The following is a 13,989-nucleotide window of genomic DNA, read 5'->3' as shown; positions in this document are numbered from 1 at the left end:
GCGAATTTGTTTTTCTTTAAAAATTTAGCAAGTTGACAGATATGGGTAGCAAATAGCATCCATTGTCAATCTCTATCTTCCACTCTAGTAGCTTCGATTGACAATAGCTCGTAGATGACACTTCATTGCTACATCAACAAAGCTAGCAATCTCCTCACTAGAGATAACTATAAGGGTAGTTGGCAGTAGTAAGTCTGAAGTGGGACGTGAATTCTTCCGCTCGTTTTCTCGATTAACCCATTCCCAGCCTAAATGCATTTTTCAGTTTTCTTAAAGATCCTATTACCGAACAGGTTTGGGTAGAAAACCGTCACAACCAACTTCCTGAGTATCTTGGTGAGCGCAATCAACAACGCTAGCTGAAACAGCAATTACTATCATTCCTTTTAAGTCTGGTATACTTCCTGAGCTATAACTAACTTCAAGTAACTTCGATGCCGCCCATGACAAACATCACCAAGTTTGTGAAAACTAAGCAAAGGTGTAGAAGGGTTCAGGTAGTTTTTTATGCGTCTTGGTGTACGCAGTTAGTGATGGTTATCTAAAAAACACTCCTTTGCCCATAAACTTAACTGATGGACTGTTAATTACCAGTTTTATTCCTGTTTCTTTTGTATTACGGCTCTTTTGAGGAATTTGTTGCTCAAGCAAAAATATTTCTGCTATTTTTGCTTGAGCAATGCTAATGCTTGGATTTTAATGTGAAACCGGAATTTTTCTTGATGATAACCTACTTTAAACACTGCTTTTAAAGACTATTTATAAAAGAAATATTAAGTAGACTGTTTTCAGATCATCAAACTACCTAAAAGCTTGATGAAAGATGATTTTGCCGTTATGCACTAAAACATAACGTTGAGTTACAACGCATTTAATCCTGTGCCTCTCTCACCCTACTCTGAGCAGAGTGACTAACTAATCAACGCGATCGCATTCATTATCCCATCTCCTTACTACCAGCAAGACAGCCTTTGAGTTGCGGGGTTTTCACTTCAGCCATTACAGTCCCGCCTCACTTGCCAAAATCATCACCCAAAGTTGCCAGAACCCGGTAAATTGATTGTGGCTTGCAGATGCATTCCCTCTCAGCTGTTGCTCTTATCTATTATGGAACGCGCAATTTTATACCTAGCTATTACTAACCACGGTTTTGGTCATGCTACTCGCATGGCATCAGTCGCCGCAACTATTCAAAAGTTCTGTCCCGAAGTTCTGCTCATTATGGTGACTACTGCACCACGCTGGTTACTAGAGTGCTATATCGAAGGCGATTTTATCCATCGCCCTAGAGCATTTGATTTGGGTGTGGTGCAAGCAGATAGCTTGACAATGGATAAAGCAGCCACTTTAGCAAAGTTATTAGAAATTAAAAAAAAGCAACATTCTTTAATTGCTTCGGAAGTCAATTTTATCCGTCAAAATCGTGTCCATCTGATTTTGGCTGATATTCCCTTTCTCGCGTCCCTAATTGCCAAAGCCGCCAACATTCCCTGCTGGTCGATTAGTAATTTTGGCTGGGATTTAATTTATCGCGACTGGGGCGGGGAATTTTTGGAAGTTGCTGACTGGATTAGTGATTGTTATTCAAAATGCGATCGCTTATATCGCCTCCCTTTCCATGAACCGATGTCAGCTTTCACCAATATTATAGATGTAGGTTTAACAGGTGGTTCGCCCCGCTACGCTGCTGAGGATTTGCGTGCAAGTTGGGGGATTACCGCACCCCTAGTAAAAACGATTCTGCTGACTTTCGGCGGCTTGGGTTTACAGCAGCTTCCCTACGATAATCTGAGCCTTTTCCCCGATTGGCAATTCATTGTTTTCGATCCATCTGCGCCAGATTTACCTAATTTAGTGAAAATTACTGACCGAAAACACCGACCTGTAGATTTTATGCCGATTTGTGGGCGAGTTGTCTCTAAACCTGGTTACGGTACTTTTGCGGAGGCTACCCGTTTGCAAGTACCGCTTGTTACCGTTACTCGCGAAGATTTTGCGGAAGCGGCTTTTTTAATTGAAGGGTTGAGTAATTATAATCAACATCAAATCCTTAGCCCAACTGAGTTGTTTGAAGGTAGTTGGGATTTTCTGCATCAATCTCTTCTGCAACCAAAGATATCTCAACCAATTGCTAAAGATGGCAATGAAGCGATCGCTAATGCTGTCCTAAAATATTTTTAACTCAATTTACGGGCTAGGAGCGATCGCACTTAATTAGAGGCTACAGATCAACCATTCCCACACCTGAAAATCCTAACCTGGAGGATTTGCTTCCAACCAGCTAAGTAAATCCTCTAGCCTTGTAAAATCTAACAAAGCCTCGCCAAGCGCTTCTAATTGCACTAAGGAAAGGGCTTGAATGCGTTCTTGAACTTCTGGCGCTAACTCTCCCACCCGTTTTTTTACTTGGCGTAGGACGAGACTTTGCGCTTGTTCCTGTTGTCCCCGTTCGTAGCCAATACGTTCACCAGTTGTTACATAGCTCATAGTTCTCTCCTGCTCAAACTGTTTAAATTCTTCCCAAAATTCCGCTTCCAATGCTTTTGGTAAAATCATAACCCAGTCAATAAATCGGTAGAGGTTACGAATATCTCTTTCTTGCAGTCCTTGTTCGTATAATCGCCGGATTAAGCTAAATTTCCAACTTTTGCGTTCTCCTGGTTTTTTACTCGTCTGCTGCGTCTTCAAATGTGCCATGACAACCGTTGCAAATGGGTTATCGCTAGCTTCTAACTCTTGCCAACGGTTTTGATAATCGAGAAGTTTAGCGGTGCCAAATTCAAAATTGAGCTTAGTATCGGGATAATTGTAATTGTATTGATTTGGTCGCCAATTTGGATCGGCATCGCACAAAATCGCCAAGCTAATTGCTGGTTTGCCAAATTTGTCAAATATCCGCAGGTTATAGGAAAACATTCTTTCTGCGAAGCTCTCTTCCGGTTTGGCTTGAATTTCTACATGAATTAATAGCCAAATTTCTTGTCCTTGAATTTGCCAAACTTTGACTAATTTATCTGCGTATCTTCTTCCTTGTTCAGCATCACGGGCTATTTGCTGAAATTCCTTATCTAGAAATTCATGGGGACGTTCCCAGTTAATTAATCTGGCTGTTTCTGGAAAGAAAAAATGCATGGCTTGGGGAAAGTATGCTTCTAATATTTCTTTCCAGGGTGAATCATTATCGGCTCTTTCTATTTCCTCAGTCATCTGGATTTGGAATTTGGCATTTATTCGACGGATATAGTAAAGAATACTCCAGCGTCGATTATTGCCACAGCAAAGACGATTTACTTTCAAAAATGCTAGGCGATCGCATCTCTAATTCACGTATACTCAAGGTTGCCATAGGTACTTGGAATTCGTTACTTAACTCAAGTTATGAGCTAGGAGCGATCGCACTAGGAATTAGTTTGAATACTACCATCGGGCATAATGGTGTCGAAGAAAATAGCATCTCTCAAGTAAGGAGCACTTTCCTCAAAATCTATGTCTTCCCCAGTATAACTACCGCCAATAACAGCATCCTTCAGATTGGCTCTAGTCAAATTAACATTTTCCATACTGGCACATCTGAGATCGGCTCCAGTCAAAATAGCATTTGTGAAGTTGGCACCATCAGCAAGCGAGTGAGTGAGATTAGCGTTTCGCAAGTTAGCACCCTCGAAGTTAACACCCCGAATGTTAGAGGATTGAAACCAAATTTCTTCAAGGTTAGCTCCTCTGAAGTTGATATTTTCCAGAGGACACTCAGCCAAGTTAGCACCAGCCAAGTTTATTCCACTCAGGTCGGTTCCTTCGAGTGAGATATCTTTTCTAACACGACCTTCTAGGTCAATTCCTGGGAAATCTCTTTCTCCAGAAGCATAACGTTGCAATAATTCCCCAGTAGTCTTGACTGTTTCCATAGTCAATAATTTCAACCTCCATAAAAGACAACAGCAACCCAGTCACCGGACAAACCACCTCTTCCCAAGTTGTGTGATATATTCTCAATTAGCAAGCGTATTCTGACGCTCAGTGGACTTTTAACTCATTGCAGATGACTCATTACCAAAAGCTACTCAGAGTTTCCACTACTGGCAAATCTTTTCAAAATATCACCTCAAAAATTGAAGCGATCGTTGCTGAGTCGGGGGTGGAAACTGGACTGTGTACTCTATTTTTGCGCCACACTTCAGCTAGTTTAGTGATTCAAGAAAATGCCGATCCTGATGTGTTGGTGGATCTGGCTAACTTTATGGCGAAACTTGTACCAGAATCAGGCAAGTACATTCATGATGCGGAAGGCCCTGATGATATGCCGGCACATATCCGTACAGCCCTCACCCACACCTCTGAACATATCCCGATTAATCGAGGTCATTTGGTTTTGGGTACTTGGCAAGGAATTTATGTTTGGGAGCATCGTCAGCGGAGTCATGTCAGAGAGTTGGTTGTCCACATCTCTGGTTAGAACTTTTTGCTTGATGGGGCTGATCGTTAAATATTACTTAAGCCACAGTTTTCTGTTAGCTTAATTGGGCATAAAATAATTAGCCCGCTTGGTAGCTGCTAAAATTTAATGGAAATTGCTGACTTAATTACGTGGTTTGAAGAATGGGCAAATCCTGCTTGGAGTGAAAACTGGGATAATTGCGGTTGGCAGGTTGAGCCAGGGATTTTACAACAACCAGCTAGGGTTTTGGTGTGTTTAACTCCAACTTTGGCGGTGATGCATGAAGCGATCGCCTGTAATGCTAATCTAATTTTTGCCCATCATCCCCTAATATTTAACCCTCCCAAATCCCTACGCCGTGGTGAAGCGATCGCGGATATGGTGCGGTTGGCTTTTACCAAAAATATTGGTATTTACAGCGCTCATACCAATTTCGACCAAGTACAGGATGGGACTGCTGATGTTTTGGCTCAGATTTTAGAACTCAAGGATGTTACCCCCATAGTCCCTACACAAAATGGTTTAGGATATGGTCGGGTTGGCATATTACAGCCTTTGATGACATTAAAGGAATTATTGGCGGTAATCCACACCCGTCTTGCTCCTCCAAATTTGATTGTTTCACCAACTGCCGATTTACACCAAGAAATTTCTCGAGTTGCAGTTTTGGGGGGTTCGGGTGCTAGTTATATTTCGGCGGTAGTGAAAACTGGTGCTTCTGCTTATCTAACTTCTGACTGTAAGTTCCATCAATTCCAAGAAAGCCGCGATCGCGGTTTGGTTTTGATTGACGCCGGACATTACGCTACTGAACGCCCGGCTTGCGATCGCTTGGTGCAAAAATTACGGTCTTTAAATCTAGATTGGGTACAATTGAGCGATCAAGATGAGGATTTCCGGCAGGTTTTGCCGTAATTTTATGTATATTATTATTCCTAAGTAGAATTGAAAATGTCAAATTTTTTTTGCGGCATTTACTTAAAACTAGTGTATATTTAACTATCATATATTGAGGTCTAGTTTCTACTCTTGGCTTGAAAATTGTGGATTATTTATTTCCTAAGTCTATTAATATATCGACAATTCAAGAGTCAGACAGTATAAAGGTTCCTATGATGGAGATCACAAAATAATGTAATTATAATCACCATTGCTTGCTGTTTTATATCAGTTTGTAAAATTATAAATTATTTCATAATGGAGGTAACAAATTGCTAACTAAGCCCTAATCAAAATGATTCGCACAATTGTTGAATCTGCTTTCCAAACTGGATGTCTTAGTGTTGAATCTGAGGGTCTGCTCCATCAAGTTCTAGCGACGAAATGTTATCAGTCAGATGATTTGCTAGCTTTAGCCGCGCTTTCCGATGCGGTTCGTGCAGGTCAAATTAAACGAGAAGCATCCTCGAAATTAATCATGGAATTTCCCCTAGGGAACAAATCTTGCTGATACCCTGACAATAATTGACTTTGGCGTTGCATAGTTGCTCCTAAACGGGACGTGTCACATCAGTCAAAACACCCTAAACTCAAAACTCTTGAGATGTTGTTGTCTAAAACCATTCAGGACAGCCAGAGAATGAGTTAAGATCAAATACATAGGGGTAAAAGTACAGCCGAGTTCCCGGACTTCCCAGCAATGCCAATGACTACAAGTAGGCAACTCAAACAACCGCAATCAATGCTTGTTTCGGAGTATCTATTATTACATAATGGTAGGAAGAACTCACCAGCAAGGATTAACCTAGTTAGGATAAATCCCGAATTGTATGACTTCTATGAAGAATACATTCGCTGAAGGAACCTGAAGAAGTTTTAGTTTCACCAACGTAGTAACTATGAAGTGATGACCCAACATTTCCAAAGATTCTGACAACTACACGCAAGTCTTTGGTTTGGGTCAAAATACGTAGTTACACGTAACTGTAAAACTGGCTTCTTAAGGGTATTATGCACTGGGGTAAAACCCAATTTTGAAAGGTTTAACTACGTTGTTTAAAAAGGCAGAAGCAGTACATGCTACACCGCAAGATTTATCAATTGTGTTGCGATGGGCGGGAGGTATGTGTTTTTTTGCGGGACCAGCAACGCTGGATCGAACGCGCCCGCATCATTGATATAGAGGGAGATTTAGTGACCCTACGCTATGAAACAGAAGAAGAAGATGAAGTTTGTTCTTGGGAAGAGATGGTTCGGCTCGAAAGTATTGGTGCTGTAACCCAAAAGCTAGCCTCAGTGCCACGCGGTAATGTAGAACCTCTTTTAACCGAAGACTGTCCGGAAGCTGAGCGTATCCATAACCGTTACACTGATTCAAATCCTGAATAAATCAAAATAGTCGAGAGTCAAGAGTCCAGAGTCAATATTTCCACTCTGGACTCTTAACTTTTTTGTCATTTGTCATTTGTTTGCGTCTCCTTCATCTATCCAATCCCCTATTCATTCTCATTTAACCGTTCATAGGCAGGACAATAACCTTCAAGAGTTACCTTGAAGTTGTACAAGGGGGAATTAGGGTTCCAACATCGCTGACCTCGTTGATGTCGGCAGGTTCCACAGCATTCAACATCAGTCAATGTATAGCGATCGCTACTTTGATTGAGTAATTCTCGTTGCGATAAACCCCGTAATACTATTTCTTCACCCTGCCAACGGGCTTCGATTAAACCTGTATCAGCAAAAGATCGCCAGCGGGGATCAGCTGTAATTGCATCTGGGATGGTAATTGTGATTACAGTTCCTAACTCTGTCAGTTCGCCTTCATAATTAGTTTCTGGCGCAGCTGGTTGTATAAATGTGTCACCAATAGGCAGTTCTACCAACATCCCAGCAGAAGGTGAATGCAAATGGTAGCGGTTTTGTAACTCTTCTAAGGCAGTCAGATCTGCCAAGTAGGAAGGGGAACCGTGAACAAAAATGACGTGCTGGGGTCGCAAATTATGAATTAGCTGGGTAGTACCAGGACCATCACTATGTTGGGCGAGGAGATAGCCTTCAATGGTCGTGGGTGCTGAATATTGTTTTTGAACTTTTATATCTATTTTTTCTGGGAGGAGAATTAGCCAAGGGCCTGTTTCGCTTTGGCAGTATTTACTCAAATCACCTGTAGAGTCAGTAAGGACAATACAGGGGGACTTACCAATATTGGCACGATGTTCTGCTTGCAAACGCCGCACACGGGGACGTACCCTTTCATCCCAAAACAATGGTTGATGACGGGCGAAGTTTTGTACTGATGGGGGGAGATGGGCCAGTAGTTCTAGATAGGCATCGCAGCCGATAGCTACAGCACCATCAACCCAAATATCCAAATCTCTACCTGTGAAGTGGTGATGGCTGCGTAAAAGCATTAGTAGTTCTTGACCCAAACCTAAAGCAGGTGTGGGAAGCAGTACAGAACAGCGATCTGCGATCGCTCGATGAATTCGCTCTGCTAGTTGATTTTCTTGGTTACGACGGTGAGGATGGCGCGATGTCCCATAAGTACCTTCAATAATTAGAGCATCTAACTCTAATCCCCGTAATTCTTCTAAACGCAAGCCTTCTACCAGCCGCGAGTTAGATAAGAAAAAGTCACCTGTATACAGTAGTTTGTAAGTACGCCTTGGGGTGGTGTAGGTGAGTAGAATCGCCACTGACCCTGGTAGATGCCCTGCGGGAAACAACTCTGCTACCAGGCCCTCTTGAAATTCCACAGGCGATCGCAGCGGTAAGGCTTGACAAAATTGGGGAATTTCTTGTGGATCTTGGTCTAACCAGTTTAATGACAGTAACTTGCTGGTTACCTCGCTGGCGTATATCGCTAAATGAGGGAAAGCCTTATGCAGTGACAGCAATCCTCTAGCGTGATCTGGGTGGGCGTGACTGATCAAAACTAAATCTATTGGTAAGGGAGAATTTCGTTGGCGTGCCGACTGTTTTAGCTCCTTCACCAGCGATGAAATATCCCCCAAACCACAATCAAGCAAGATGCGGTACGGACCCATCCGTACTAATAAACATACGCCCTCATCATTATGCTGGACACTATAAGGCAAACATTCTAATTCGCTAGCTGCCTCATCAGCATCAATACGAGAGGACGATGAAAGATTATCTCTCATGTTCTCCTCCCCTCAAACCTCATTGTCATGGAAATATCCCAAAAGCCAAAAACTGTGGGTATTTTGGTTTTGTGACCCAGGGGTAAGTTTTATTTTGCGCCCCTTCACCCTGAAAATGCGGATTTTTGATGGGGGAGGACACCTCCGCCGAACCCGCTCTGGTTCGGAAAAGTTGGGTAACGAGAAGCCCTCAAACTAGGGGCTAAGGAAATTTTCCTCTTGCCCGTTTTCCTTTCCGAAGTTCTGAGGGTCAGAAGCCGACCTTCAGACCTCTGTCAATGTGCAGAGCCATTGCCGTGATAATTATCTGAGTCATAAAATCCGTTTTTTGTGCCAAAAAACAAGCACGAAATCGTAAATACGACTGTTAATCCCACTAAAATCAGCTTTACATCCATTTGGTTTGCTGCCCTTTACTAAAAGACTTTCATAATATTAATAGGGCGCTTCGGCATCAAGGCTGAAACACTAGAAAATCTTTACTATGCTTAGGTTGATTGGACAATAGGTAAATTTACTATCATAAGTTCTGATTGTAGACTTTTTCAGCCGACCTGTCTATCTATCTATATAGCATTCTTGGCATCTAGGTGTACATCAACTGTGATTGCTACAAGAGTGGCGTTCTAGGCTTGTTAGCAATAATTACCCAATTCCTAAATTAACGAAGTTACTCATTGTTTATTTGGAATACATATTTTATTCCGGATTTTTATTTGATTTGCCTATATATAAATTATTGAATTAAATATTGTGATGTTTCAGGATAATAGCTTGAAAATCATGCAGAGAGCACTAAGTTATCCAATCCGGTGGACAGGTTCCCTGGCATAAAGAAGGCAGAAGTTGATTAGGACTGATGGCGGATTAGAGGTAACACCCCTCACTTCAATGTGAAACGCTTTTGGCAGATGATGTCTCCTAATACCAATTCTGTGTGAACTGAGAATACATACAAAGCCTGCCGACCCTGGCTAATTAGGAACATCTTTAGCGCTTAAGCAAGAACTCTCTAAAACCCTCTTTCCTTTGCGGTACCCTTGGAAGCCGCTAGCCTGCGGCAACGCTGACGCTCCTGGCGTCGCTACCGCGAACGCGTCTACGTTTTTTTATAATTTTGCGTAAGTCCTGTCTTTATCAAGAAATGGTATCACAAAGTTTTTTTACATTCTGAAAGCTCGCTTCACGGATGGACTACCGACGACAAGCTCTTTGGGTAATCTTCTGCGTTAAAAACCCTACGCTTAGCTTGCTTCCCCGTAGTAGAGTACGCAGCCGCCTACGGAGAAACTTCTAAGTTATAAATGTCATTTAATTCATCAATTTTTCACTATAAAAAAGTCCTACTTAGTTGTAGCTAATAATTTGGTACTTAAAACTTAGCTGTATGACTTTAAAAAATATTTAATTTGAAAATATACGGAGATTTATCTAGTATCTTGCTTTGTTTATCGTAGTATTTATTAGTTAGTTTTATTCAGTAATTTTGGCAATACTTTGGGGAAGAGTAATTCAGTACAAATTGGTATTTCTTCCATTAGCTATTTTCGAGTTTTTCTATTAGTAGATATCCTAGCGTCAATGGTTAACGCCTATTTGGGAATCATAAGGTTGATAACCTTTTCTGAGGGTTACTGTCCTTCAGTTATCTGCACGGAGGCAAGAAATGCAGCAGACTACAATCAAGCCACAATCTCTATTTAAACTCGATCCCCCCTTTGTGATAGCAGCGCTAATTATACCTATTGTTCACCTCTGTCTTGGATATCTAGGTTTATCCATGACATTCGTCAATGGTGCATCAGTATTTTGGCCTTCACTTGGTGTGTTTTTAGCAGCAATGTTGCTGGTAGGCTATCGTGTCTGGCCTATATTATTTGTGAGTGATTTTATTGTTAGCTATATTCTTTTTTTCAAAAACAATTTATTAATTAGTAGCATCATTCCTGCTGTTAATCTCATCACTCCTGTTGTTGCAACTTTTTTGATTCATCGCTTGATCAAACGCCGCAATTTTTTAGAGCGATCGCAAGATGTCTTTAAATTTATCATCCTAACTATACCCAGCCCCCTGATCAGTTCAATACTGGCTGCATTGACGCTTTGTGCCAGTGGGATTACACCTTGGACAGCATTTGGTGATGTGTGTCGAACTTGGCTGGCGTCAGATAGCACGGGTATTTTGGTCGTAACACCCTTATTGCTGGCATGGTTCCAAAAATCTCAAAAAAGTTTTGAACGGCGACAAATTACCGAGTTTGTATTTGTCTTGCTCTTGGTGATGGCAATCGATCACGTAGCTTTTTCAGGAGGATATCCAATTGAATACATGATCATTCCCCCGCTGATTTGGTCGGCAGTACGGTTTAAAGCGCGGGAATCTACTCTACTTGTACTGATTGTGTCTGCGATCGCAGTTTTTGGAACTGTTCGCGGCTTTGGTTCCTTTGCCAAACAAGCCTCGCCCAATGAATCACTCATCCTGCTGCAATCATTCATTTGTGTGATCGCTATCACTACATTTGTCCTCTCGGCGATGACTCATGAAAACCAGAGGGCAGAAACGAAACTCCGACAAGCTAATGATGAACTAGAGCGACGAGTTGAAGAACGAACGACTGAACTCCAAGAGGCGAAAAATGTTGCGGAAGTTGCCAATCAAGCTAAAAGTGAATTTCTCGCCAACATGAGCCACGAGTTGCGCACGCCCCTCAACGGTATCCTAGGCTATACGCAAATCCTCCAACGGACTGAACCCCTGACAAAAAAAGGTCTTAAAGGAATTGAAATTATCTATCAATGCGGCTCTCATTTGTTGACTCTAATTAACGATGTGCTCGATTTGTCTAAAATTGAAGCCCGCAAAATGGAGCTATGTCCGGTTGATTTCCATTTACCTTCATTTCTGCAAGGAGTCGTCGAAATCTGCCGCATCAAAGCTGAGCAAAAAGTAATTGCCTTTCACTATCAACCTGACGTTCAACTCCCTATTGGAATTCATGCAGATGAGAAACGACTGAGGCAAGTTTTAATTAATCTCCTGGGAAACGCAATCAAGTTTACAGATAACGGGGGAGTGACATTAAAAGTAAATGTCATGAGTCAAGAAAAACAACAAATAACTAAATTTAAAATTCGTTTTCTTGTGGAGGATACAGGAGTTGGGATGTCATCAGAGCAATTGGAGAAAATTTTTCTTCCCTTTGAACAAGTTGGAGATTTCAAGCGACAGGCGGAAGGCACCGGATTAGGATTAGCTATCAGTCAACAAATTGTCCGCCTCATGGATAGCGCTTTGGAAGTTCAAAGTCAATTGGGTAAGGGAAGTATTTTTTGGTTTGATGTGGATGTGCCGGAAGCTAAAGGATGGGCAACGGCTTCTAGAGAGATGCCGCAGGGAGCGATCGCAGGATATCAGGGTAAAAAACGCACCATCTTGGTTGTAGACGACAAGTGGGAAAATCGTTCGGTGATTGCCAATTTGCTGGAACCGATTGGATTTGAGGTGATGGAAGCCAGTAATGGACAGGAGGGAATTGAGCGAGCTGTTGCCACTCTACCAGACCTAATTATTACCGATTTACTCATGCCTGTGATGGATGGCTTTGCCCTAATTCAACAGGTAAAGCAATCTCCTCAGTTGAAAGATGTGGCGATTATTGCTTCCTCAGCAAGTGTGTTTGAAAGCGATCAAAATCAAAGTTTAGAGGCTGGGGCGAATGCTTTCTTACCCAAACCTGTAGCGGCTGAAACCCTATTGGAATTACTCCAAGTTCACCTAAATTTGGAATGGATTTATATAGCGAAATCACAAATTGATGCAAATAAGCAAGAAACAAATGATATTTATTTACCTGCTCTTAACTTATTGAATCGCTTGTATGAATTGGTGAAACAGGGCGACGTCGATGGTGTGGTGAATGAAGCGAACGACTTGAAAGCGAGCAATCCTATATATTTTGCCTTTGCGCAACAAGTAATTCAGCTTGCCGAAAATTTCCAACTAAAAAAACTGCGTGAGCTATTAAATCAATGGATCAATCAGGCTAACTGAATCTTGCATTCTTGGTTTTTGAATTTATTTGCTAGAAAAACAATATTTAAAATTTAAACCGATGAAAGACTCTGATTTTGTTTTGATTGTTGACGACAATCCAACTAATTTGTCAGTACTATCACAAGCTTTAAAAGGTGCAGGTTTTGCGGTTCGAGTTGCCGAAGATGGAGAAAGTGCAATCGAATTAGTACAGCATAAACCACCTGCTCTGATTCTTTTAGATGTACAAATGCCTGGAATCGATGGGTTTGAAACTTGCCAGAAACTCAAAGCCGATCCGTTAACGCAAACAATCCCGATCATTTTTATGACAGCGCTGACGGATACGGAAAACAAGGTGAAAGGACTCTCTTTAGGAGCGGTTGATTATATTCCCAAGCCTTTTGAACAAGCAGAAGTGATTGCCAGAGTGCGATCGCATTTACAACTCAAACAACTGAGCGATCGCCTAGAACAGCGGGTAGCAGAGCGAACAGCGGCGTTGGCACAGGCACAAGTGCAACTGGTGCAACAAGAAAAGCTCTCTATGCTTGGTCAACTGGTGGCGGGGGTAGCACATGAAATGAATAATCCTATTAGCTGCATCATCAGCAATATGCTTCCTGCTCAAGAGTATGTTGCCGATATTACTAACATCCTGCAATTATGCCAGCAATATCACTCCCAACTTCCACCTGAGCTTCAAGAAGCGATCGCCCAAACAGATCTGGAGTTTCTTCTGGAAGATTTGCCAAACCTCCTCAATTCTATGCAGTTAAGTACGGAGCGCATCAAAGATATTTCCGTGTCGCTGCGAAACTTTGCCCGCACTGACACATCTGTAAAGATTGAGGTCGATATACATCCAGGACTTGACAGTACTCTATTAATTCTGCGACACCGTCTTAAAGGCTTGGGGCAACGACCTGAAATCAAAGTTGTTAGGCAATACTCTCCCCTGCCAAAGGTTGAGTGCTATCCAGGACAACTCAATCAAGTCTTTATGAATATCCTGGCTAATGCCGTCGATGCCCTAGAAGAAGTTTGGCAGCAAGGAAAGCGAGTCGATAATTCTCTTGTCATCAACGTCTGTACGGAAATGCTAGAGCCGGAATTTGTGACGATTCGGATTGCAGATAATGGCATTGGGATGACAGAGGCGGTGAGACAGCAGATTTTTGAATGCTTGTTCACTACAAAAGCAGTTGGTCAAGGTACTGGATTGGGATTGGCGATCGCTCACCAAATTGTAGTGGAAAAGCATGGTGGGGCGATTAAGGTTAATTCCACACTCAATCAAGGAACTGAATTTACGATTGTATTGCCTGTGAAAGAGGAAGTTTGAAGATCGTTCAAAATTCAAACTAAACCGTCTAGTTTTATACTTAGTGTATTTTTTGCTAGCTAATCTATAC

General features: G+C 41.9%; 12 protein-coding genes. 8 read left to right on the top strand and 4 right to left on the bottom strand.

Going from position 1 to position 13,989, the window contains the following annotated elements; genetic code table 11:
• Window positions 1–84 precede the first annotated feature (84 nt).
• Window positions 85–258 (bottom strand): hypothetical protein, encoded by a 174-nt coding sequence (locus BV372_RS35880; RefSeq protein WP_179197946.1) that lies wholly within the window; start codon window positions 256–258, stop codon window positions 85–87.
• Between the two features lie 849 nt (window positions 259–1,107).
• Here BV372_RS35880 and BV372_RS02385 point away from each other — a divergent pair.
• Entirely contained in the window at window positions 1,108–2,181 is a 1,074-nt protein-coding gene (locus BV372_RS02385; protein WP_086682690.1) for a glycosyl transferase, read from the top strand.
• A 72-nt stretch (window positions 2,182–2,253) separates the two neighbouring features.
• On the opposite strand, the gene BV372_RS02380 is transcribed toward BV372_RS02385, so the two are convergent.
• Both BV372_RS02380 and BV372_RS02375 read right to left on the bottom strand, forming a co-directional pair.
• Window positions 2,254–3,207 (bottom strand): DUF4351 domain-containing protein, encoded by a 954-nt coding sequence (locus BV372_RS02380; protein ID WP_086682686.1) that lies wholly within the window; start codon window positions 3,205–3,207, stop codon window positions 2,254–2,256.
• A 191-nt stretch (window positions 3,208–3,398) separates the two neighbouring features.
• Window positions 3,399–3,905, bottom strand: coding sequence for a pentapeptide repeat-containing protein (locus tag BV372_RS02375; protein ID WP_086682683.1), 507 nt, complete (start codon window positions 3,903–3,905; stop codon window positions 3,399–3,401).
• Window positions 3,906–4,039: 134 nt separating this feature from the next.
• Between BV372_RS02375 and BV372_RS02370 the strand changes: the two genes are divergently transcribed.
• From BV372_RS02370 to BV372_RS02355, 4 genes are all read left to right on the top strand, one after another.
• Window positions 4,040–4,453, top strand: a complete 414-nt coding sequence (locus tag BV372_RS02370) for a secondary thiamine-phosphate synthase enzyme YjbQ (protein ID WP_086682680.1) — start codon at window positions 4,040–4,042, stop codon at window positions 4,451–4,453.
• 108 nt (window positions 4,454–4,561) lie between these two features.
• Complete coding sequence (locus BV372_RS02365) at window positions 4,562–5,350, top strand: Nif3-like dinuclear metal center hexameric protein (protein ID WP_086682677.1); 789 nt, start codon at window positions 4,562–4,564, stop codon at window positions 5,348–5,350.
• Window positions 5,351–5,669: 319 nt separating this feature from the next.
• Window positions 5,670–5,885 (top strand): hypothetical protein, encoded by a 216-nt coding sequence (locus BV372_RS02360; RefSeq protein ID WP_086682673.1) that lies wholly within the window; start codon window positions 5,670–5,672, stop codon window positions 5,883–5,885.
• A gap of 566 nt (window positions 5,886–6,451) precedes the next feature.
• Entirely contained in the window at window positions 6,452–6,763 is a 312-nt protein-coding gene (locus BV372_RS02355) for a DUF6679 family protein (RefSeq protein ID WP_086682670.1), read from the top strand.
• Window positions 6,764–6,870: 107 nt separating this feature from the next.
• Here BV372_RS02355 and BV372_RS02350 read toward each other — a convergent pair whose 3' ends face one another.
• Window positions 6,871–8,538: an MBL fold metallo-hydrolase gene (locus tag BV372_RS02350; RefSeq protein ID WP_086682666.1), complete on the bottom strand. Its 1,668-nt coding sequence runs from the start codon at window positions 8,536–8,538 to the stop codon at window positions 6,871–6,873.
• On the opposite strand from BV372_RS02350, the gene BV372_RS34955 reads away from it, so the two are divergent.
• The 3 genes from BV372_RS34955 to BV372_RS02335 all read left to right on the top strand — a co-directional run bounded on the left by BV372_RS34955 (window position 8,537) and on the right by BV372_RS02335 (window position 13,919).
• Window positions 8,537–8,737 carry a hypothetical protein gene (locus BV372_RS34955; RefSeq protein ID WP_143844934.1) on the top strand — a complete coding sequence of 67 codons (201 nt, stop codon included), beginning with the start codon at window positions 8,537–8,539 and terminating at the stop codon, window positions 8,735–8,737. The genes BV372_RS02350 and BV372_RS34955 overlap by 2 nt on opposite strands.
• Before the next feature lie 1,467 nt (window positions 8,738–10,204).
• On the top strand, window positions 10,205–12,592 hold the full coding sequence (locus BV372_RS02340) for an MASE1 domain-containing protein (protein WP_086682660.1): 2,388 nt from the start codon (window positions 10,205–10,207) through the stop codon (window positions 12,590–12,592).
• 61 nt (window positions 12,593–12,653) lie between these two features.
• Window positions 12,654–13,919, top strand: coding sequence for a response regulator (locus tag BV372_RS02335; RefSeq protein ID WP_086682657.1), 1,266 nt, complete (start codon window positions 12,654–12,656; stop codon window positions 13,917–13,919).
• Window positions 13,920–13,989 lie beyond the last annotated feature (70 nt).

Origin of the sequence: Nostoc sp. T09 (genome assembly GCF_002154695.1) — a bacterium.
Taxonomy (GTDB): domain Bacteria; phylum Cyanobacteriota; class Cyanobacteriia; order Cyanobacteriales; family Nostocaceae; genus Aulosira.
The sequence above is the reverse complement of the archived record's forward strand: the minus strand, read 5'-3'. Positions and strand labels throughout refer to the sequence as shown.